The 21,540-nt window shown below is 75.7% G+C and carries 18 protein-coding genes; 9 read left to right on the top strand and 9 right to left on the bottom strand.

All coding sequences use genetic code 11. The features are described 5' to 3' along the window. Positions 1-131 precede the first annotated feature (131 nt). Positions 132-986, bottom strand: a complete 855-nt coding sequence (locus tag FB388_RS28800; protein WP_142105251.1) for an exodeoxyribonuclease III — start codon at positions 984-986, stop codon at positions 132-134. Between the two features lie 56 nt (positions 987-1,042). Here FB388_RS28800 and xylA point away from each other — a divergent pair, with 56 nt between their 5' ends. From xylA to FB388_RS28815, 3 genes are read left to right on the top strand one after another with little or no spacing between them, the layout of a single operon-like run. Further along, a complete protein-coding gene (gene xylA, locus FB388_RS28805) occupies positions 1,043-2,227 on the top strand; it encodes a xylose isomerase (RefSeq protein ID WP_142105252.1) in 1,185 nt (394 codons plus the stop codon). Further along, complete coding sequence (xylB, locus tag FB388_RS28810) at positions 2,224-3,627, top strand: xylulokinase (protein WP_142105253.1); 1,404 nt, start codon at positions 2,224-2,226, stop codon at positions 3,625-3,627. Before xylA ends, xylB begins: the two co-directional genes overlap by 4 nt. 51 nt (positions 3,628-3,678) lie before the next feature. Continuing rightward, positions 3,679-4,770 (top strand): ROK family transcriptional regulator, encoded by a 1,092-nt coding sequence (locus FB388_RS28815; RefSeq protein ID WP_142105254.1) that lies wholly within the window; start codon positions 3,679-3,681, stop codon positions 4,768-4,770. 6 nt (positions 4,771-4,776) lie between these two features. Here FB388_RS28815 and FB388_RS28820 read toward each other — a convergent pair whose 3' ends face one another. Further along, on the bottom strand, positions 4,777-5,502 hold the full coding sequence (locus tag FB388_RS28820; RefSeq protein ID WP_142105255.1) for a hypothetical protein: 726 nt from the start codon (positions 5,500-5,502) through the stop codon (positions 4,777-4,779). Between the two features lie 125 nt (positions 5,503-5,627). Between FB388_RS28820 and FB388_RS28825 the strand changes: the two genes are divergently transcribed. Beyond that, on the top strand, positions 5,628-6,314 hold the full coding sequence (locus FB388_RS28825; RefSeq protein ID WP_142105256.1) for a response regulator transcription factor: 687 nt from the start codon (positions 5,628-5,630) through the stop codon (positions 6,312-6,314). After that, positions 6,311-7,699 (top strand): sensor histidine kinase, encoded by a 1,389-nt coding sequence (locus tag FB388_RS28830; protein WP_142105257.1) that lies wholly within the window; start codon positions 6,311-6,313, stop codon positions 7,697-7,699. The genes FB388_RS28825 and FB388_RS28830 overlap by 4 nt, the downstream gene beginning before the upstream one ends. Here FB388_RS28830 and FB388_RS28835 read toward each other — a convergent pair. Together FB388_RS28835 and FB388_RS28840 are read right to left on the bottom strand one after the other, a co-directional pair. Beyond that, positions 7,677-8,675 (bottom strand): potassium channel family protein, encoded by a 999-nt coding sequence (locus FB388_RS28835; protein ID WP_142106357.1) that lies wholly within the window; start codon positions 8,673-8,675, stop codon positions 7,677-7,679. The genes FB388_RS28830 and FB388_RS28835 overlap by 23 nt on opposite strands. A gap of 136 nt (positions 8,676-8,811) precedes the next feature. Continuing rightward, positions 8,812-9,912, bottom strand: coding sequence for a saccharopine dehydrogenase family protein (locus FB388_RS28840; protein WP_142105258.1), 1,101 nt, complete (start codon positions 9,910-9,912; stop codon positions 8,812-8,814). A gap of 90 nt (positions 9,913-10,002) precedes the next feature. On the opposite strand from FB388_RS28840, the gene FB388_RS28845 reads away from it, so the two are divergent. After that, positions 10,003-10,905 (top strand): GNAT family N-acetyltransferase, encoded by a 903-nt coding sequence (locus tag FB388_RS28845; RefSeq protein ID WP_211362255.1) that lies wholly within the window; start codon positions 10,003-10,005, stop codon positions 10,903-10,905. Between the two features lie 147 nt (positions 10,906-11,052). Next, complete coding sequence (locus tag FB388_RS28850) at positions 11,053-11,616, top strand: DUF1697 domain-containing protein (protein WP_142105259.1); 564 nt, start codon at positions 11,053-11,055, stop codon at positions 11,614-11,616. Here FB388_RS28850 and FB388_RS28855 read toward each other — a convergent pair. From FB388_RS28855 to FB388_RS28875, 5 genes are all read right to left on the bottom strand, one after another. After that, entirely contained in the window at positions 11,561-12,001 is a 441-nt protein-coding gene (locus FB388_RS28855) for a helix-turn-helix domain-containing protein (protein ID WP_342787936.1), read from the bottom strand. The genes FB388_RS28850 and FB388_RS28855 overlap by 56 nt on opposite strands. Before the next feature lie 129 nt (positions 12,002-12,130). Further along, positions 12,131-12,607: a hypothetical protein gene (locus tag FB388_RS40060; RefSeq protein WP_211362256.1), complete on the bottom strand. Its 477-nt coding sequence runs from the start codon at positions 12,605-12,607 to the stop codon at positions 12,131-12,133. Positions 12,608-12,694: 87 nt separating this feature from the next. Next, on the bottom strand, positions 12,695-16,045 hold the full coding sequence (locus tag FB388_RS28865; protein ID WP_142105260.1) for an ATP-dependent helicase: 3,351 nt from the start codon (positions 16,043-16,045) through the stop codon (positions 12,695-12,697). A 36-nt stretch (positions 16,046-16,081) separates the two neighbouring features. After that, the gene (locus FB388_RS28870) at positions 16,082-16,939 is read right to left on the bottom strand and encodes a glycoside hydrolase family 16 protein (RefSeq protein WP_142105261.1); all 858 of its coding nucleotides are present in this window, start codon (positions 16,937-16,939) and stop codon (positions 16,082-16,084) included. Positions 16,940-17,103: 164 nt separating this feature from the next. Then, positions 17,104-20,415: an ATP-dependent helicase gene (locus tag FB388_RS28875; RefSeq protein WP_425468577.1), complete on the bottom strand. Its 3,312-nt coding sequence runs from the start codon at positions 20,413-20,415 to the stop codon at positions 17,104-17,106. Between the two features lie 58 nt (positions 20,416-20,473). Between FB388_RS28875 and FB388_RS28880 the strand changes: the two genes are divergently transcribed. Both FB388_RS28880 and FB388_RS28885 read left to right on the top strand, forming a co-directional pair. Next, positions 20,474-21,247, top strand: a complete 774-nt coding sequence (locus FB388_RS28880) for an alpha/beta fold hydrolase (RefSeq protein ID WP_246122477.1) — start codon at positions 20,474-20,476, stop codon at positions 21,245-21,247. A 10-nt stretch (positions 21,248-21,257) separates the two neighbouring features. Beyond that, complete coding sequence (locus FB388_RS28885; RefSeq protein WP_142105262.1) at positions 21,258-21,539, top strand: MGMT family protein; 282 nt, start codon at positions 21,258-21,260, stop codon at positions 21,537-21,539. The last annotated feature ends 1 nt before the right edge of the window (position 21,540 follow it).

The raw sequence follows: 21,540 nt of genomic DNA on the forward strand, positions 1-21,540 counted from the left end.
CCGCGGCCGCGCAACGGGGTACCACGCACCTGTGGACATGCGGACACGGTCGCACCTCGCTCCGGGAGGGCTCCCCGACCCTCGGACCACCGTTGCGGGGCGGCGCCACCCGGATCCGGCCACGTTCCGGCTCAGGACCGGTGCGGCAGCTTCTTCGGGGTCGACGGCGGCGGCACCACCGGGCCGGCGTCGCCGTCGGGTGCGGTGTCGAGGTCGACGATCACGGGAGCGTGGTCGCTCGGGCCGCTGCCCTTGCGTGCCTTGCGGTCCACCCAGGCCGCCTGCACGCGCGCGGCCGGGTCGGCCCCCGCGAGCACGAGGTCGATGCGCATGCCGAGGTCCTGGTGGAACCGCCCGGCGCGGTAGTCCCAGTAGGTGAAGATCCGGTCGGACGGCCAGCGGTCGCGCACCACGTCGTGCAGGCCGAGGCCCTTGATCTCGGCGAGCGCCTTCCGCTCGGCCGGCGTGACGTGGGTCGAGTTCACGAAGAGCGCCGGGTCCCACAGGTCCTCGTCGGTGGGGGCGATGTTCATGTCACCCGCCACGACCGCCGTCGTCGCGTCGGTGATCGACTGCCGCAGCGCCGCGAGCCACTCCAGCTTGTAGAGGTAGTGCGGGTCGTCGGGCGTGCGCCCGTTCGGCACGTACACCGACGTGACGCGCAACCCGCCGCACGTCGCCGAAACCGCGCGCGCCTCGGCGGGCGAGTCGGGGGCCGGGAACCGCGGTTCGCCGGGCAGCCCGCGCACGACGTCGTCGAGCCCGACGCGCGACAGCAGCGCCACCCCGTTCCAGCGGCCCTCCCCGAAGTGGGCGACGGCGTAGCCCCGCTCCGCGAGCGGCCCGTCGAAGGCTTCGGCGAACGCCTCGTCGGACAGCTTGGTCTCCTGCAGGCACACGACGTCGGGTGCGCGCTCGTCCAGCCATGGCAGCAGCCGGGGCAGGCGGGTGAGGGCCGAGTTCACGTTCCAGGTAGCCAGACGCACCTGGAGCACGCTACCGTTGCCGAGTTTGTACGATGGCCGAACAAAGGGGTTTGACGATGCCGCAGCCCACCCGCGAGGACCGCTTCAGCTTCGGGCTCTGGACGGTCGGCTGGCCCGCCCGTGACCCGTTCGGGGACGCGACGCGGCCCGCGATCGACCCTGTCGAGTCGGTGCACCGGCTCGCCGAGCTCGGCTGCTGGGGCGTGAACTTCCACGACGACGACCTCATCCCGTTCGGCACCGAGGCCGCCGAGCGCGACCGGATCATCGCCCGGTTCAAGGCGGCCCTGGCCGACACCGGGACCGTCGTGACGACGATGACCACCAACCTGTTCACCCACCCCGTCTTCAAGGACGGGGCGTTCACCAGCAACGACCGGGGCGTGCGCCGGTTCGCGCTGCGCAAGGTCATCCGCAACCTCGACCTCGCCGCCGAGCTGGGCGCGAAGACGTACGTCTTCTGGGGTGGCCGGGAGGGCGCCGAGGTCGACTCCGGCAAGGACATCGCCGCAGCCCTCGACCGCTACCGCGAGGGCATCGACCTGCTCGCCGCGTACGTCAAGGAGCAGGGCTACGACATCCGCTTCGCGATCGAGCCGAAGCCGAACGAGCCCCGCGGCGACATCCTGCTGCCCACCCTCGGCCACGCGCTCGCGTTCATCGCCGAGCTGGAGCACGGCGACATCGTCGGTGTCAACCCCGAGGTCGGCCACGAGCAGATGGCCGGGCTCAACTACACGGCGGGCATCGCCCAGGCGCTGTGGGCGGGCAAGCTCTTCCACATCGACCTGAACGGGCAGCGCGGCATCAAGTACGACCAGGACCTCGTGTTCGGTCACGGCGACCTGCTCAGCGCGTTCGCCACCGTTGACCTGCTGGAGAACGGCGCGCCAGGCGGCGGGCCGAAGTACGACGGCCCCCTGCACTTCGACTACAAGCCGCTGCGCACCGAGGACATCGACGGCGTCTGGGCGTCGGCCGCGGCGAACATGAGCACCTACCTGCTGCTCAAGGAGCGGGCCGCCGCGTTCCGCGCCGACCCGGAGGTGGCCGAGGCGTTCGCGGTCTCCGGGGTGGCCGAGCTGGCGAAGCCCACGCTGAACCCCGGCGAGACCGTGGCCGACCTCAAGGCCGACCGCTCCGCGTTCGAGGACTACGACGCCGTGAAGGCGGGTGAGCGCGGCTACGGCTACGTCCGGCTCAACCAGCTGGCGGTGGAGCACCTGATGGGCGCCCGATGACACTGGTGGCCGGGGTCGACTCGTCGACCCAGTCCTGCACGGTCGTGATCCGGGACGCGGCCACCGGCACCCTCGTGCGTTCGGGCAACGCGAAGCACCCGGACGGCACCGAGGTCCACCCCTCCGCCTGGTGGGAGGCGCTGCAGGCCGCGATCGCGGAGGCCGGCGGGCTCGACGGGGTCGAGGCGATCGCCGTGGCAGGCCAGCAGCACGGCATGGTCTGCCTCGACGAGGCGGGCGAGGTCGTCCGGCCCGCGCTGCTGTGGAACGACACCCGCTCCGCTGCCGCGGCCGCCGACCTCGTCGCCGAGCTGGGCGCCAAGGAGTGGGCGGAGGCCACCGGGAGCGTCCCGGTGGCGTCGTTCACGGCCACCAAGCTGCGGTGGCTAGCCGAGCACGAGCCGGAGCACGCCGCCGCCACCGCGGCGGTGTGCCTGCCGCACGACTGGCTCACCTGGAAGCTGCTGGGCACCGGCGCGCTCGACGACCTGGTCACCGACCGCTCCGACGCCAGCGGCACCGGCTACTTCTCGGGTGTCACCGGTGAGTACCGGCTCGACCTGCTGGAGCGCGCGTTCGGCCGGTCGGACGTCCGGCTGCCGCGGGTGCTCGGCCCGGCCGAGGCGGCCGGCCGCACCCCGGACGGGTTGCTCGTCGGGCCCGGCGCGGGCGACAACGCGGGTGCGGCGCTCGGGCTCGGGGCCGCCGTCGGGGACGTGGTGATCTCGATCGGCACGTCCGGGGTGGTGTCCGCGATCAGCCCGACCCCGACCGCGGACGAGACCGGCATCATCGCCGGCTTCGCGTCCGCGTCCGGCGAGCACCTGCCGCTGGTGTGCACGCTGAACGCCGCTCGGGTGCTCGACGCGGCGGCGCGCATGCTCGGCGTCGACCACGACGGGCTGTCCCGGCTCGCCCTGTCGGCGCCGCCCGGGTCCGACGGGCTCGTGCTCGTGCCGTACCTGGAGGGCGAGCGGACCCCCAACCGGCCCGACGCCACCGGCGCACTGCACGGGCTCACGCTGGCGAGCTCCACGCCCGCGCACATGGCGCGCGCGGCCGTGGAAGGCCTGCTGTGCGGGCTCGCCGACGCGCTCGACGCGTTCCTCGCGGCCGACGTGCCCCTCGAACGGGCGTTCCTCGTGGGTGGCGGCGCCCGCTCGGAGGCCCTGGCCCGCATCGCGCCCGCGGTGCTCGGGCGGCCCGTGCTGCGCCCCACGCCCGGTGAGTACGTGGCCGACGGCGCGGCCCGGCAGGCGGCCTGGGTGCTCGCAGGCGGCGACAACCCGCCGGTGTGGGAGGCCGCCGACACGGAGACGTTCGAGGCCGACCCCACGCCGGCAGTCCGCGAACGCTACGCGCAGGTGCGCGAGCTGACGGCACCGCGCCTCGGCTCGTGAACCCGTGGGAGAACGCTCCGCGAGTCGCGGGATGAGTGCGGGCGAGTCGGGGTGAGCGTTCCCGCGGGGCAGCACACGGTCCGGCGGCACAACCTGGCGCTCGTGCTGGGGGAGGTCGCCGGGCCGGAACCGCTGTCCAGGGCCGCCGTGGCGGCGCGTACCGGGCTCACGCGCGGCACCGTGTCGTCGCTGGTGGAGGAGCTGATCGCGGCCGGGCTCGTCACGGAGCTCGCGGCCGCCCGTGGCGGGCCGGGACGGCCGGCGAGCCCGCTACGGCTGGACCCGCGCGGGCCCGCCGGGCTCGGGCTCGAAGTCGGCGTCGACACCGTGGGCGCGTGCGTCGTCGACCTCACGGGCGCGGTGCGGGCGCAGCGCACGGTGGTCTCGGACCACCGCGACGACGACCCGGACGCCGCGCTCGCCCGCCTCACCGCGCTCGCGGACGATCTCGTGGCCGAGACCGGGCTCCCGATCGCAGGGGCGACGGTGGCCCTGCCGGGCGTCGTCGGCCCGGCCGGGGTTCTGGAACGGGCGCCGAACCTCCCCCGCTGGGTTGACGTGGCCGTCGGCGACGCGCTGAGCACGCGGCTGCACGGCCTGCCCGTCCGCGCCGGGAACGAGGCCGACCTCGCCGCGCTGGCCGAGCGGTGGGCCGGTGGGCCGAGCGACGCCGTCGTCGTCTCCGGCGGCATCGGCGTCGGCGCCGGGATCCTGCTGGACGGCGCCCTCTTCGCGGGTGGCGGTGGGCGGGCGGGCGAGATCGGCCACGTCGTCGTCGAGCCGGACGGGCAGGCGTGCCACTGCGGCGGACGCGGCTGCCTCGAGACCGTCGCCGGGCTGGAGGCGCTCGCCGCGGGTCGTCCCGAGGCCGTCGGCGCGGCCGGCCGGGCGCTCGGCATCGCGCTCACCGGGGCGGTGCACCTGCTCGACGTGCCCGCCGTGGTGCTGGGGGGCAGCTACCCCGGATGTGGTCCGCCGCTGCTCGACGCCGTGCGCGCCGAGCTCACCGCGCGGGTCTTCTCCCGGGCCGGCGTGGAGGTTCGCTTCTCCACGCTCGGCCCGGAAGCGGCTCTGCGCGGGGCCGCGACCGCGGTGGTGCAAGGGGTTCTCGCAGATCCCGGGGCACTGATCGTGCGGGCCTGACCCGGCTCAGGAGGCCTTGGGCAGCACGCGGATGCCGTCGGCGCGGATCGTGCCGGCGTCGGCCGTGCCGGTGAGCACCACGACGTCACCGACGGCGGGCTTCTGCGACAGCGCCGTCGTGTTCACGGTGACCTGGAGGCCCTCCACGGAGGTCACGGTGGCGGTGTCGCCGCTGACAGCGGTGACCGTGCCGGTGACGCCCGCCTGCGGCGCCCAGATCGCCTCCGCGGTGGCCGCGTCGCCGGTGCCCTCCACGGCGACCACCACGCGCTCGCCGACCTGCAGGTCGCCGAGGCCGCTGTTGCCGGAGCCACGCACCCGCGTCTCGCCGTCGGTGCGGATCGTGCGCTGGCCGGCGCCGTCGACGTTCACGACGATCGAGCCGTTGGCCACGGACGCGACCGTGCCGGTGACCACCGGTTCGTCGTCGAGGTCGAAGCCCCGGCCGCCCGGGCCGCCGAAGCGCTCGCCACCGGGACCGCGCTCGTCCATGTCCATGCCTCCGTGCCGGCCCTCCGCCCACGGGGGTGCGCCCGACCAGCCGGCTCGGTCGAAGCCGGGGCCGAAGCGGTCGTGGTCGCGGTCGGGCAGGAGCAGGGCGGTGGTGACGCCGCCGATCACGACCAGCGCGGCGACCACCGCGGTGATCACGACTCCACGGCTGCGCAGCCGGGACCGCCAGGACTTGCGTTGCGGCGGGACCTCGGTGGTGGGTGGTTCCGTGCTGCTCATCTGGATGCTCCCCTCGGGACGGTGCTCACTTCCCCACCGACGCTCCCGCCCCTTCCTGAAGGCGACCTGAAGTCCCACGACTCCTTCAGCCGATCTTCAGGCAGGTGGTGCGGACGCCCTGGAGAATGGGCGGCGTGACCGCGCGCGTGCTGGTGGTGGAGGACGCCGAGGCGATCCGCACCGCCGTGGTCGCCGGTCTCGGCGAGTCCGGGTTCGGCGCCACCGGCCGCCCGGACGGGCGCACCCTCGAGGACGACCTGGCGACGTTCCGGCCCGACCTGGTGGTGCTCGACGTCATGCTGCCCGGCCGCGACGGCTTCACCCTGCTCGACGTCGTGCGCCGCCACAGCGACGCGGGCGTCGTGATGCTCACCGCCCGCGACGCCGTCGACGACCGGTTGCGGGGCCTGCACGGTGGCGCCGACGACTACGTGGTGAAGCCGTTCGCGCTGGCCGAGCTGGTCGCGCGCGTCACGGCGGTGCTGCGCCGGATGGGCCGCACGCCCACCACCGTGGAGGTGGGCGACCTCGTGGTCGACGCCGCTGCCGGCACCGTGCTGCGCCGCGGGGTGCCGGTGGAGCTCACCGCCACCGAGCTGCGCCTCCTCGACTACCTCGCCGCGCAGCGCGGCCGCGTCGTGAGCAAGGGCCAGATCCTCACGCGGGTGTGGGGGTACACCGACTACGACCCCAACCTCGTGGAGGTGCACGTCTCGGCGCTGCGCCGCAAGCTCGGCGAGCCGCGGCTGGTGCACACGGTGCGCGGCCTCGGCTACGTCCTGCGGGCCGACGGCGACGAGGCACCGACGTGACGCCGCTCCGCACCGTCTCGCTGCGGCGGCGGGTCACGGTGCTCAGCCTCGTCGTGCTCGCCGCCGTGCTGCTGGTGGTCGGCGTCCTGACCGACGTCTTCTTCAGCGCCCAGATCCGCTCGGAGCTGCGCCAGCAGCTGAACGTGCGCGCGACGCTCGCCGGCCAGCTCGTCGCCCAGGGCGTACCCGCCGACGAGGTGGCGCGGCGGCTGGAGGCGCCGGGGATCCGGGCCGAGGTCGTCGCCTCCGACGGCCGCGTCTTCGCCGGGGATCCCCACGACGACGAGCGGTGGGGTCCGCCGTGGCGCAGCAGGCCGATCGGGCCCGGCCACCGCGACTGGTGGGACGACGACGAGGACCCCGGCAACCCGCAGGTCCTCGAACAGCCCCTCGCCGACGGCTCGCGGCTCACGCTCGTGGCGAGCGGCGGGCCCGTGAGCGGCGCGCAGGCGCTGCTGCGGCGCACGCTGATCGTGCTCAGCATCGCGGCGCTGGCCGTGGCCGGCATCGTCATGCTGCTCAGCACGCGCGTCGCGCTGGCGCCGCTCGACGCCATGACGGCTCTGGCGCGCTCCATCACCAGCGGCGACCGCGGCCGTCGCCTCGCGCCGACGCGCACCGACACCGAGCTGGGGCGCACCGCAGCCGCGTTCGACGCGATGCTCGACGAGCTGGAGGGCGCGGAGGCGACCGCGCGGGCGTCCGAGGCCAGGACGCGGCGGTTCGTCGCCGACGCCGCGCACGAGCTGCGCACCCCGATCGCCGGGGTGCAGGCCGTCGCGGAGGCGGCGCTCGCGCCTGGCATGTCCACCGAGGACCGCGAGCGGCTGCAGCTGCTGCTGCTGCGCGAGAGCCGCCGGGCCGGTCGGCTCGTCGACGACCTGCTGGTGCTCGCCCGCCTCGACGCGGGCCTCGAGCTGCGCCGCGAGCCGGTGGACCTGCTGGAGCTCGCCGGCACCGAGGCCGAACGGGCGCAGCTCGTGGCACCCGACCAGCAGGTCGAGGTGCGGGGCGAGCCCGTCACCGTGCCCGGTGACGCCACCCGGCTCGCGCAGGTGCTGGGCAACCTGCTCGACAACGCCCGCCGCCACGCGGGCCCCGGCGCGGTCACCGTCACGGTGTCGGGCGGCGACCCGGCCCGCGTCCTCGTCACCGACGAGGGGCCGGGCGTCCCGCCCGCCGACCGGGAGCGGATCTTCGACCGCCTGGTGCGGCTGGACGAGGCCCGCGGCGAGGACGGCGGTGCCGGCCTCGGCCTCGCGATCGCCAGGGGCATCGCGCGCGCCCACGGCGGCGACCTGCGTTGCGTCGACCCGCCGACCGGTCGTGGCGCGGCGTTCGAGCTGACGCTGCCCTCGGGGGTCAGTCCTCGTCGGGCAGGGTGACCTTGCGGATGTAGAGCAGCCGGTCGCCGCGCTCGAGGGCGTCGACGGCGGAGGCGTCCACGCGGTAGAGGTCGTCACCGCGCACGACGCCGAGCACGATGTCGGCGAGGTGCCGCGGCGAGCCACCCACCTCGGACTCCTCGACCGGCCGCTCGCTGATCGCGAAACCCGCCTCGGGCGTGAGCAGGTCCTCCACCACCTCGACGATGTTCGGCGTGGTGGTGGCCATGCCGAGCAGGCGGCCGGCCGTCTCCGCCGAGACGATCACCGAGTTGGCCCCCGACTGGCGCAGCAGGTGCACGTTCTCCGACTCGCGCACCGACGCCACGATCCGGACCTCAGGGGCGAGCTCGCGGGCGGTCAGCGTGACGAGCACGGCGGTGTCGTCGCGGTTGGTGGCGACGATGATCGCGGCCGCCTGCTGCAGACCCGCGATCCGCAGCACGCTGGAGCGCGTGGCGTTGCCCGTGACGGTGACGAGGCCGAGCGCGGACGCGGCGTCGAGCTGGGCGCGGTCGGTGTCGACCACGACGATGTCCGAGGGTTCGGCACCGTCGCCGAGCAGCGTCTCGACGGCGGCACGACCCTTGGTGCCGTAGCCGACGACGACGGTGTGGTTGCGCACGCGGGACCTCCAGCGCTCGATTCGAACGGCCTGCCGGGAACGCTCCGTGAGCAGCTCCACCGTCGTTCCGACCAGCACGATGAGGAACAGCAGCCGCAGCGGCGTGATGACGATCGTCGTCAGCAGCCGCGCCTCGGGGGTGACGGGCACGATGTCGCCGTAGCCGGTGGTGGAGAGCGAGACGGTGGCGTAGTAGAACGCATCGCCCAGGGAGATCGGGGTGTCGCTGTTGTTGTCGACGTACCCGTCGCCGCCCGCGTAGACGACGAGCGCGGCGGCGACCAGTGCGCCGAGCGCGATGAGCAGGCGGCGCAGCAGCGCCACCGCCGGGCTCCCACCCGTCTCCGGCATGCGAACGAGGCCGACCAGCGACGGGTCGGCGAACGGCCGGCGGTGGTTCCCCCGACCCAGATCCGTCACCACGCGCGGAGAGTAACCGCCGGGGCTCGGGTACCGCGCGACGACCTGCCCGTCGCGGCGAAGATCGTCAGGGCTCTTCGACGATCCCGGCCTGCGCCGCGCCTTCCACCACCTCGTCCAGGCCGAACGCCGCCACCGCGTCGAGCGCCCCGCTGCCGTGCACGCTGTGTTCCGCCGCGCGCCACGCACCCCACGCGAGCAGGTCGGCCGTGATGGCGTACGGCTCGGGTGCCGTGAGCCGGGTGCGGGCGAGCAGGGTGCCGGTGGCGTCGAAGACCTCGGCGACGAAATGCGACCGGGCCGCCGCGAGCGCATCGGTGGCCGGGTCGGTCTGGACCCGGCGGGTGAGCACGTCGGCCACGGTCGCCACCGCACGGGACGGCACCCGGGACAGCAGCGGGGAGATCCGCGCGCCCGCGTGCACGGCACCGCTCGCCCGGCCGAACCAGCCGAGGTAGACGTCCACCGTGCGCAGGCCCGGCGCGATCCGCGGCAGCGCGAACTGCTCGCTCGCGCCGATCGTGACACCGGGGCGCGGCCGGCCCGCCACGTCGAACGTGCGCATGCGCGCCCCGGCCGGCTCGGTGCGCAGCGCCCCGTCCCGCCAGGCGTAGAGGGGCTGGGTGGCGATCCCGAACAGCGAGCGCAGGGTGCCCCGGGAGAACGGCTGCCCCTTGCCGAGCCCGCTCACGAAGTACCCGACGTCCACCCGGTCGGCGCCCTCCCCCGCGGCCCGCAGGGCGAGCGCCCCGGCCAGCACGCCGGGCACGTAGTCGTTGCCGAACGCGGTGAGCAGCGCCGCGCCGGAGCGCTCGGCGGCCGGGCCCCAGCGCTCGTGCACCGCGCGGATGAACGGCGGCTCGCCGGTGGAGTCGAGGTACACCGCGCCCGCGTCGACCGCCGCCGCGACCGCGGGCTCCCCCAGCTCCGTGAACGGGCCGACCGTGCTGACCAGCACGTCACCGCGGCCGACGAGCGCTGCCACCGACGCCCGATCGGTGACCTGCGCGACCGCGGTCTCCAACCCGCCGAGCCGCTGCGCGAGCGCCGCGAGCCGGGCGGGATCGCGCCCCGCGAGCACCGGCCGCAAGCCCCTGCCGACCATCGCCTCGGCCGTGCGGGCGCCGGTGTAGCCGGTGGCCCCGAACAGCACGATCCGCGCGCTCATGGCCGTGAACCCTAGGCCGAGATCGGGTAGCGTCGCTCGCGTACCGCACCGGTGGCGGCGTCCCACACCTCGCGAACCCCGGGATGCGCCGTGCCTCCGATCGAGATCCGCCCCTTCCGCCGCAGCGACCGCGACCAGCTCACCGACCTGGTCAACGCCCACGTCGAGGTCGTGTTGCCGGGGGTGTCCGTCTCCCCCAACGCCGTGCTGAGCCAGCTGGAACGCGAGCCCGACGAGATCGTCGTGGACCCGTGGGTGGCCACCCGGCACACGCTCGTCGCGATCCGGCACGACCGCCTCGTCGCGGCCGTCCACCTGCGGACCTTCGCCGACGAGGAGCGCGTCGCACCGAACCACCGCGGCGCGGGTGAGTTCCTGTGGCTGCTCTTCTGGCCGGGGTCGGACGAGGCCGCCGACGCCCTCGCGGCCGCCGCGATCACAGCGCTGGAACGGGCGGGCGTCCGGAGGGTCCACGGGGACGGCTCGCTCCCCGCGCCCGCCACGTACGGCATCCCGGAGGTGTGGCCGCACGTCGCCGCGGCGCTGCGCCGCGCCGGGTTCACGCCGGGGCGGCGGACGGAGGCGATCCTCGTGGCGGACGTCGCGGACCTCCCGCGCCCCGGCGACCCGCCCCTGCCCGAACTGGAGCTGCACATCGCGCTCGGCGGTCGGGGCACCCGGTTCAGCGCGGTGCTCGACGGGGCCGTGGTGGGCATCCACGAGGTGCAGACCGACCTCACCGCGGGCGGCACCCGCTCGCGGCTCGCGGGCTGGGCGGACGCGTGGGAGCTGCACGTCGACGCGGCCCACCGGCGCCGCGGCATCGGCACCTGGCTGGTCGGGCACGCCGCTGACCGCCTCCGGCTGGCCCGGGCGGACCGCCTGCTGGCCTACACGGTGCCCGGGGAGGACGCGGGCGAGCTGCCGTTCCTGCGGCGGATGGGCTTCCGCGAGCTCACCCGCACGACCCGCGGCTGGATCCGCGAGCCCTGACCCCGTGCGGAACGCCGCACCCAGCGGGCCGGAACGTCGGACTCGCGGACGAGTACGACGCCCGAACCCGGCGAGTCCGACGTCCAGGCACGGCGAGTCGGCCGTCCGGACACGGCGAGTCCGGCGGCCGGTCCTACGCTGCGCGGCGTGCCTCGCTACGCCGTGCTGCTGCGTGGGATCAACGTCGGTCGCGCGAAGCGCGTGGCGATGGCCGACCTGCGCTCCCTGCTGGAGGACGCCGGCTACACGGCGGTGCGCACGCACCTGAACAGCGGCAACGTGGTGCTGACCGGCGAGGACGCCGATCCGGCCGACCACGCCGAGCGGATCGAGGGTCTCATCCGCGAGCAGCTGGGCATGGAGGTGCGCTGCGCCGTCCTCACCGCGGACGAGCTGCGGGCGGTGGTCGAGGGCAACCCCTTCGCGGACGTGGTCGACAACGGCTCGCGGATGATGGTCTGCGTCTACGTGCGACCGATCGACCCGGCGCTCGCCGCCGGGCACCCGCCGGTGCCGCAGGACCCGGACCGCGCCCGGGTCGGGGACCGTGCCGTCTACCAGTGGTGCCCGGACGGCCTGATGGCTGCGCCGGACATCGGCCCGTACGTCAAGCAGCGCCTGGCCGTCGACGTCACCGCGCGGAACTGGAACACGATCACGAAGCTCGCGGAGCTGATCCAGGACCGGCCGCCCGGCCGCGCAGGTTCATGATCTGCTTGCGGGCGTCGCGCAGCTCGGCCCGGGTGCGCTGCAGCTCGTCGTCGCGGTCCCGCAGATCGGCTCGGGCGTCCTCGAGCGCGTCGTCGGCCTCCCGCCGCCGGACGTCGCTGGCGCGGAGCTGGTCCTCGAGCCCGCAGATGGCACGGGCGGAGGCGAGGGAGTGCCCCTCGTCGAGCAGCTCGCGCAGCCGGGCCGCGAGCGCGAGCTGGCGACGCGAGTAGCGGCGGTGCCCGCCGACGGTGCGGTGCGGCCGCAGCACGCCGGCGTTGTCGAGGCTGCGCAGGAAGGCGGGCTGGACGCCGAGCAGCTCCGCGGCCTGCCCCATGGCGACCGACGGGTAGTCCTCGTCGTCCAGCCTGCCCAGGTTGTTCGTCACCGATCACTTCCGTTCGTCGTTCGGTCGGTTTCTGTCATCTGCCTCCCGCGGTGGTGCTTCTTGCGGTCGTGGTCCTCGGCCTTCCGGTGCATCGAGGCGGACCGGTCGGCCGGTATCGGCGAAAGCCGGTCAGCGCGCGCCGCTGGAAGCCGGTTCCCGGGAGGTGAGCTCCCGCAGATCGCTCGGGCCACCGCCGTCGACGAGGGACGGCACCGGGTCGGAGCCGCCGGTGAAGGCGGTGAACCCGAAATGGACCTCACCCGCGGCCACCGTGCGCTCCGGGTGCGGGGCCGCGTTCACCCGCGAGATGTCCGCGCGCATGATGCCCGCCGCGTCGACGGCGTCGAGCCGGGCGAGCAGCCGGGCCAGTGCGGCCGGGGCCTCGCGCGGGCACCGGTTGGTCTGGACGAGGGTGCGGTGCAGCGGCCCGGTGCGCCAGCCGCTCTGGTCCCCGCTGCCGACCGGGACGGCGACGGCGACGTCGAGCAGCCAGCGCGACGGCTTGCCGGCGAAACCGGGTGTCTGGTGCAAGGTGATCTCGGTGACCTGGTCGGCGCGGACCAGGCTGCCGTCGAGCAACTGCAGCCACACGTTCGAAAGGCTCAAGTCGATCTCCTCGAAGCTGCTATCTCCAACGGGGATATCTCCATTGTGCGATGCAGTTTGTCGGAGTACAAGATGCAGGATCGTAGGTCAGCCGGCCAGCGGCACCGAGGCCAGCAGGGCGCGCAGGCCGGTGGCGTCGAGCAGGTCGGCCGGGCGCAGCGTGACGTCCTGGCGCACGAAGTGGAACGCCGCCCGCACCAGCTCGGGCGCGCAGCCGGCCAGCGCCGCCCACGCCAGCCGGTACGCCGCGAGCTGCACCGTGAGCGCCGGGATCCGCTCCTCCTCCGGCAGGGCGCCGGTCTTCCAGTCGACCACGGTCCAGCCGCCGTCCGGGTCGGCGTAGACGGCGTCCATCCGGCCGCGCACGCCCACCCCGGCGATCACCGTCTCGAACGGCACCTCCACCTCGACCGGCCGCCGGTCGGCCCACTCGCTCGCCAGGAAAGCCGCCTGCAGCTCCTCGAGGGCGTCGTCGGATGCGGCGCCCTCGTCGGCGGCACCCGGCAGCTCGTCCAGGTCGAGCAGCTGGGCGGCGCCGAAGCGCTGCTCCAGCCAGGCGTGGAAGGCCGTGCCGCGACGGGCGTGCGGGTTGGGCGGCAGCGGGAGCGGGCGGCGCAGCCGGGTGGCCAGCGCCGCCGGGTCGGCAGCCAGCTCCACGAGCTGGCTCACCGACAGCTGCACCGGCAGCGCCACCAATGGCCGGGCCCGGGCGGCGGCCCGCTCGGCGAGCAGCACGTCGACGTCCGCGGCCCAGCCCTCCGGGTCAGAGCCCTCCGGGTCGTCGAGCTCCGGGTCTTGCGGGGGTTCGGACGCCAGCAGCTCCATCTGGCCGCCCGGCTCCGCGGCGGCCTCCGCCTGCGCCGCCCGGCGCTCGGCGAGGTCGCGCAGCGCCGTCCGGACGAGACCCGCGCCTGCGTGCACGTGCTCCGACCGCGGACCCAGCGGATCGGCCGGCCAGAGCGCGGTGGGCTGGTCGAGGGTGGCCGGGTTGACGTCGTCCGGGCCGGGCTCCTCGGCCCACTGCTCGGCGCCGTGCACGGCCGCGATCTCGACCAGGAAGTCCGACGGCTGCTTCGGCCGCTCCCCCGCGGGGCCCCAGCGGTGCCCGGACACGAGCAGGACGTGCTCGGAACGGGTGAGCGCGACGTAGAACAGCCTGCGCTCCTCGGCGAGCCGCCGTTCGTCGAGGGCCTCGGAGTGGGCCTTGATCGCGTCCTCGAGCTGTTTGCGGTCGGGTGAGTCCGATGGCAGGTCGAGGGCGGGCAGGTCGTCGGCGTCGCCGCGCAGCGCAACCGGCAGCTCGGTGGGGTTGGTGAGCCAGGTGCCGCTGAGCTTGCGGCCCGGGAAAACCTGCGCCACCAGGTGCGGGACGGCCACGACCTCCCATTCGAGGCCCTTCGCCGCGTGCACGGTGAGCACCTGCACGCGGTCGGGCGCCACCTCCACCTCGCCAGGGGTGAGCCCGTCCTCGGCCCGCTCGGCGGTCTCGAGGAAGTCCAGCAGCGCCGGGAGCGTCGCCACCTCGGCGCCTGCGGCGAAGTCGGCCACCACGTCGGCGAACGCGTCCAGGTGGGCCCGCCCGACCGGGCCGGGACGGGCCGATGTCTCGGCGTCCAGCAGCAGCACGCGCTCCGCGTCGGCCACCAGGTCGGTGAGCGGCGCCGACGCGCGCGACCGCAGCCACCCCAGCTCCCTGGCGAGCCGGGTGATGCGTGCGTAGCCCGGCCGCGAGTAGCGCTCCGGCTCGCCCGGGTCGTCGAGTGCGTCGACGAGGCCGGCCTGCTCGGCCTGCTCGCCGGGCAGCGCGCCGAGGGCGAGGTCGGCGGGCGAGAGCGGCCCCGGCCGGGGCGGCAGGCCGGGCACGATCTCGCGGGCGCGCTGCCACAGCGCGGCGAGGTCGGCGACCCCGAGCCGCCAGCGCGCTCCGGTGAGCAGCCGGACGGCGGCCGGGCCGGCCAGCGGATCGGACACCAGGCGCAGCGCGCTGACGAGGTCGCGCACCTCAGGGGTGTCGAGCAGACCGCCCAGGCCGACGACCTCCACCGGCAGGCCACGGGCCCGCAGCGCGGCGGCGATCGGGTCCATGTCGGCCCGGCGCCGCACGAGCACCGCCGACGTGGGCGGCTCGTCAGCGCTGATGCGCTCTCCGCTGTCGCTCCGCGCGGCGGCGTTCCACCGATCCGCGATCGCGTCGGCCATCCACGCGATCTCTCCTGCGACATCCGGCAGCAATGCGACGCGGACGTCGCCGGTGCGGGCGCCGGGCCCGGCCGTCAGCTCACCGACGCCCACCGCACCCGGCGCGGCGCGCAGCGGGGCCGAGGCCGCGTTGGCGAGCGCCAACACCTCCGGCGGGTTGCGGAAGCTCGTGAGCAGGCCGTACTCGGGGGCCGGGCGGCCCTGCGGGCCGGGGAAGTCGGTGCGGAAGCGGGCCAGGTTGCCGGCGCTCGCGCCGCGCCAGCCGTAGATCGACTGGTTCGGGTCGCCCACCGCGGTCACGGTCGGGTCGTCGGGCCGGACCGGTTCGCCGGGCGGGGTACCGAACAGCGACCGCAGCAGCACCCGCTGCGCGTGCCCGGTGTCCTGGTACTCGTCGAGCAGCACCGCCCGGTACGTGGCGCGCTCGGCGGCGCCGACCTCGGGGTGCTCCGCGGCCACCCGCGCCGCGATCGTCAGCTGGTCGCCGAAGTCGACCGCCCGCTCGGACCGCTTGCGCGCCGCGAACGCCTCGACGAGCGGCAGGAGCGCCTGCCGCTGGCGCTGGGAGTCCATCCACCGCTTGTAGGTCTGCGACGGTTCGGCGCGCTGCCGCTTGCCGGGTGGCGCCGCGGCGAGGACGGCGACCAGCGCGTCGGCGTGGCGGCGCACCGCCTCCGGGTCGACGAGGTGCTCGCCCAGCTCACCCGCCAGCGCGAGCAGCCGCTCGGTGACGGTGGCCGGCACGAGGTCGACGTCCAGGTCGTGGGCCCACGTGGTGACGACGCGGTGGGCGAGCTGCCACGACGCCGTCTGCCCCAGCAGGCGCGCCGCCGGCTCGGCGGGGAGGCGCAGGGCGTGCTCGCCGACCAGACGCCCGGCGTAGGCGTGGTAGGTCGCGATCGTGGGCTCCCCGGCGAGCACCTCCGCGCGGCGGCCGCCGCTCGGGTCCAGGTCGTCGAGGAGGCGCGTGCCGGCCAGGCGGCGCAGCCGCGCCCGCACGCGGGCCCCGAGCTGCTGGGCCGCTTTCCGCGTGAACGTCAGGCCGAGCACCTGCTCGGGCAGCACCTGGCCGGTGGCGACGAGCCACACCACGCGCGCGGCCATCGTCTCGGTCTTGCCCGCTCCGGCCCCGGCCACGACGAGCGCGGGCCCCGGCGGAGCGGCGATCACGGCGGCCTGCTCGTCGGTGGGCCGCGGCAGGCCGAGGGCGGTCGCCAGCGCCGCGGGGGTGAGCTCCACCTGGAAGGTTCTACCCGACCGCGTGCGGCGCCTGCGTCAGCGCTTCGCCTCGCGCGGAGCGGCGAAGATCTTCACCCAGTCGACCCACAGCCTGATCTCCTCGGGCGTGGTGGCGTCGGGCGCTGGGATCCACTCCTCGTAGGGGCCCTGGTCGAGCTGGATCGTGAGGTGCATCGGCACCTTCGGGATCACGTTCTTGTCGAACGTCTCGAACTGCTTGACGCCGTCGACGTACCAGGTGATCCGGTTGGGCAGCCAGTCCATCGCGAACGTGTGCCACTGGCTGAAGTCGCCGGTGATCTTGGTGCCGGCCGTCTTGTTCTGGGCCGAGAAGTGGATGACGAAGTGGGCCTCACCGCGGTCCTCACGCGGCGACTCCATCATGTCCAGCTCGCCGTCGTCCTTGTTCTCGGTCTTGGGCCAGAGCAGGATCGCGGCGCCGAAACCGCGCCCCTTCTCGGTGCGGGCCCGGAACTCCCAGCGCCCGTAGAGCTGGTCGACGCGGTGCGCCATGCCGCCGGTCACGTTGTCCCGGGCGGTGATCCGCAACATGCCGTTCTCGACGCCGATCGCGGACGGGCGGCGCAACCCGTTGCCGAAGCCGCCGACGCTGTTGTAGCGGCCCCAGGCGTTCGGGTCGAGCGTGGACCCGTCGAAGTCGAAGCTGTGGACCGGCTTCCAGCTCACCCCCGATGCGTCCCGCCCGGTGTTGGCAGCGGACGCGTTCCGGCCGGCCAGCGGGGTGGGCACCGCGGTGGGCGCGGGCGCAGGAGCGGGCAGCGCCTGCAGGAGGTCCGGCTCACCCGTGGAACCGGCCGCCCCGGCACAACCCGCAGACAGCAACAGCACGGCGCAGACCAGAAGCGATCGCGCCCGCCCCGGCCTCCGGGACATGTCTGCCTCCTCGACCTGCACACCGGTGGGGGAGCCGCTTGGGGAGCGCCGGTGTACCCGGCAGACGTTACCGCGTCCCGGAACCGGACAGAACGCCCTCCCCCGGAGTGATCCATCCCCTGAACTGCGGATCCACCGTGCACACCGCGTTGCGACCGGGTAGATCACGCGTCCGTGACCGGACGCCCCGACGCGCTCAGCGGGCAACTGGTGCGAACCGGGCAGCGGTCGCAGTCGGGTCCGACCCGGGCGATGAACTGGCCGTCGGAGGTGTCCTCCGCGCACTGCCGCACGACCTTCTCCCACGCAGCCAGCTCGGCGTCGCCGAGCGGGGGCTGCACGGGCTCCTTCGCCTGCCCGTCGGCCTTCTGGTCCGCCACGTACACGAGCCGGGCGCCGCCCGGCCTGGTGCCCGGCTCGAGCAGCTCGCCGAACGCCCCGAGCGCCGCCGCCAGCTGGTAGACGGCCAGCTGCGGGTGCTCGGCCGCCGCACGGGCGCTGATCGCGGTCTTGCCCGTCTTCACGTCGATCACGACGGGCCGGCCCTCCGCGTCGACCTCCAGCCGGTCGACGCGCCCGCGGATCCGCAGCCACGGCCCACCGGAGCGGCCGGCGCGCTCCCCCAGCTCGCCCGGCTCGTCGCCGACGAGGTCGAGCTGCACGGCCTGCTCGACGGCCACCAGCCGCAGCCCCTCGGCCCGGCTGCTGCGCACCCATCCCTCGAACGCGGCCAGCATGCCCTGCACCCGTTCCAGCTCGCGGCGGCCGTACCACGGCGCGCCCGCGTCGAGCCGTGACCACGCGGTGCGCAACGCCCCCTCCAGCTCCGCCGGGTCGGCGCCGGCCGCGCTGGCCTGCACCAGGGCGTGCACCAGCGAGCCGGTGACGGCCGCCAGCGCGCCCACGTCGCCGCCGCCGTGGCGCTCCAGCACCCAGCGCAGCGGGCAGCGGACGATCTTCTCGACGTCCGACGGAGACACCGGCACGACCTCACCCGGCGCGCGCAGCGGGGCTTCGGTGGACACGGGGGCCAGCCCGTACCAGTCGTCGGGATGGGCGCCAGGCACGCCCGCCTCGGCCAGCCGCGCGAGCTGCACCGCGGCGCGCCGCCTGCGCTCCTCCCCCGCCGCGTCGTCCGCCGGGCTGCACACCGCCCGGCGCAGCTCCCCCACCAGCTCGGCGAGCACCAGGGAACGCCCCGGCCGGTGGACCGGCCGGTCGGCGCTGGTGGCGGGCACCGGGTCCAGCTCGTCGAGGAAGCGGGACGGCTGCTCGTCCTCACCCTGCACAGCGCTCACGAGCAGCGAGTGCCGCGCTCGCGAGCACGCCACGTAGAACAGCCGCCGCTCCTCGGCGAGCAGCGGCGCCACCCGCGACACGGTGGGTTCGGAGACCCCCGCGACGAGGTCGACGAGCCGCTCGTTGCCCAGCAGGCTGCCGCGCAGGCGCAGGTCCGGCCAGCTGCCCTCCTGCACCGCGGGCACGGCCACGACGTCCCACTCGCGCCCCCTCGCCGCGTGGGCGGTGAGCAGCGACACGGCATCGCCCTGCGGGGCGCGCGGCGCGAGCGAGTCGCCCGGCAGCTGCTGGTCGGCCAGGTACTCGACGAAGCTCGCGACGGCCGCGCCGGGCAGGCGGTCGGCGTAGCGCGCGGCCGCGTCGAACAGCGCGAGCACGGCGTCGAGGTCGCGGTCGGCCGCGGCGCCCACCGGCCCGCCGCGCCCGCTCGCGTCGCGCAGCCGCGGTCCGAGCCCGCTGGCCTGCCACACCCGCCAGAGCACCTCCTCGGCGCTCTCGCCGTCGCGGGCGGCGTCGCCGGCGATCGCGAGCAACGTGGCGACGCGCCGCAGCGGCGCCGCCTCGTGCGGGGGCAGCGCGACGAGTGGGTCGGGACGCCCGAGCGCCGCCGCCCGCAGCACCTGGACGAGCAGCGGGTCGCTGCCCGCGCGCTCGGCGTCCTCCGGCTCGCCGGCGGGCCGGGTGCCGGCGTGCAGCCGCAGCAGCCCACGGCGCAACCGCCGCATGCGCATCGGGTCGGCCGATCCCAGCGGGGACGTGAGCAGCGCGCCCGCTGCGTCGGCGTCGATCTCGTCCGGCCGGGTGGCGCAGCGCAGCACGAGGAGCAGCGGGACGACCGCGGGCTGGCGGGCGAGCGGCAGCTCGTCGGGCGGGGCCGCGATGGGCACGCCCGCGGCCAGCAGCGCGCGCCGCAGGGTGGGCAGCGTGCGGCGGGTGGAGCGGGCCAGCACCGCCATCCGCGACCACGGCACACCCCGGTTGAGGTGGGCGCGCCGCAGCTGGTCGGCGATCCACCCGGCCTCCTGGGCCGCCGACCCGAACACCTTCACATGGACGTCGCCGGGGACCTCCGGATCGCCCGGTGGTGCCACGCGCTCCCGGCCGGGGCCGGTGCCGGGCAGCCGCGCCGCGAGCCTGCCGACGGCCTCCCGGACCGCGGGCGCACCCCGGTGGTCGACCGGCAGCACCACCGTGGGGGCCTCCACGGCCCGCAGGCCCTCCGGGTCGGCGCCCCGGAAGTTGAGGACGGCCTGGTCGGGGTCGCCTGCGAGCAGCACTGTCTGCGCCGTGGCGCCCAGCACCCGGACCAGCTCCATCTGCTGCGGGTCGAGGTCCTGCGCGTCGTCGACGACGAGGTGGCGCACCCGCTCGCGCTCGGCCGCGAGCAGGTCCCGGTCGGCGGCGAGCGCGTCGAGCGCGGCCGCCACGAGCTCCGCGGCGTCGAGCGCGGGCGCGGTGGCCTGCGGCGCCCCCCGGCCTGCGGCCCCGCGCAGCAGGATGACGTGCTCGTACGTGCGGAAGAACCGGCCGGACGCCACCCACTCCGGCACGCCGTGCCGGCGCCCCAGCTCGGCGAGCTCGCCCGGCCCGAGCCCGCGCTCCGCCGCTCGCAGGAGCAGCTCGCGCAGCTCGGCCGCGAATCCCGGCAGCCCGAGCGCCGGACGCAGCCGCTCACCCCAGCCCGAGTCGGGCACCCCGCCGCCCTCCGGCCCGGCGAGCTCGCCGCCGAGCAGGTCGCGCACCACGGCGTCCTGCTCGGCGCTGGCGAGCAGGCGCGGCGGCGGGTCGCCGTTGCGGGCGGCGTGCAGCCGCAGCACCCCGAACGCGTAGGAGTGCACGGTGCGCACCAGCGGCTCTCGGGTGGTGCGCTCGGAGTGCGGGTCGTGGGCGAGGTCGACGATCCGTTCGCGCAGCTCCGCCGCCGCCCGCCTGCTCCCGACCAGCACGAGGGTGCGCTCCGGGTCGTCCCCCGCCCTGATCCGCCGCGCCACGGCGGCCAGCAGGACCGTGGTCTTGCCCGTGCCCGGCCCGCCGACGACACGCAGCGGCCCGGCGACGTGCTCGAGCACCCGGCGCGCAGCGGTGTCCCACTCGGGCTCGGCGGCCGCCGCCCGCGCGCGCCGCACCAACCCGGGCGCGAGCGCGGCGCGATCGGGGCGGGCATCGGAGCGGAGCACGGGACGATGCAACCACGCACCCCCGACACCACCCGCGCCCGGCTGGCAGGATCGGCCCGTGACCGAGCTTCCCCTCCACGTCCACTCGTTCGGTCCCGCCAACGGGCAGCCGGTGCTCGCGATGCACGGCGTCACCGCGCACGGAGCCCGCTACCAGGTCCTCGCCGAGGAGCTCCCCGGCGTCCGGGTGCACGCCGTGGACCTGCGCGGGCACGGCCGCTCCCCATGGGTCCCGCCGTGGCGGATCGAGCAGCACGTCGCGGACGTCCTCGGCGTGCTGGACGGGCTCGGCCTGGACCGCGTCCCGGTGATCGGGCACTCGTTCGGCGGCGCGATCGCCGTGCACCTCGCCCACACCGCTCCCGAGCGCGTGGAGCGGCTGGTGCTGCTCGACCCGGCGCTCGGGCTCGACACCCAGCGCATGCTGGAGCAGGCCGAGGCGACGCGGGCCGACGAGTCGTTCCCCGACCTCGACACCGCCCGCGCCGACCGCGCGCAGCGCTGGGAGGGCCTGCCGGCCGACCGCGTGGAGGCCGAGCTCGCCGAGCACCTCGTCGCGGACGGCGACCGCTTCCGCTACCGCTACTGCCAGTCCGCCGCCGTCGTCGCGTGGAGCGAGATGGCCCGCCCCGCGGTGCCCCCGCCCGCGGGCACCCGCACGCTGCTGCTGCCGGCCACCAGGGGCGGCTTCGTCGATCCTGCGTGGGTTGCGGCCTGCCGTGCCGAGCTGGGCGAGGCCCTCACCGTCACGGAGGTCGACGCGGGCCACCTGCTCTTCCTGGAGAGGACGGCCGAGGTCGCGCAGCTGGTGCGCGCGTTCCTCGCCGGCTGAGAGGATCGGGATGGACGAGGAGACCGTGGAGCGGGTGCGGGACGCGGTGCGGGCGATCCCGCCCGGCGAGACGGCGAGCTACGGCGAGATCGCCGAGCGCGTCGGCCTGCGCTCGCCCCGACTGGTCGGCCGGATCCTCGCCGAGGACGGGCACGACCTGCCCTGGCACCGGGTGCTGCGCGCCGACGGCTCCTGCGCCCCGCACATCGCGGAGGAGCAGAGCGCGCGCCTGCGGGCGGAGGGGATCCTGATGGTGGACGGCCGCCTCCCCCGCGAGCTGCGCGGCCGCTGAC

The organism is Pseudonocardia cypriaca (genome assembly GCF_006717045.1).
Lineage (GTDB): Bacteria > Actinomycetota > Actinomycetes > Mycobacteriales > Pseudonocardiaceae > Pseudonocardia > Pseudonocardia cypriaca.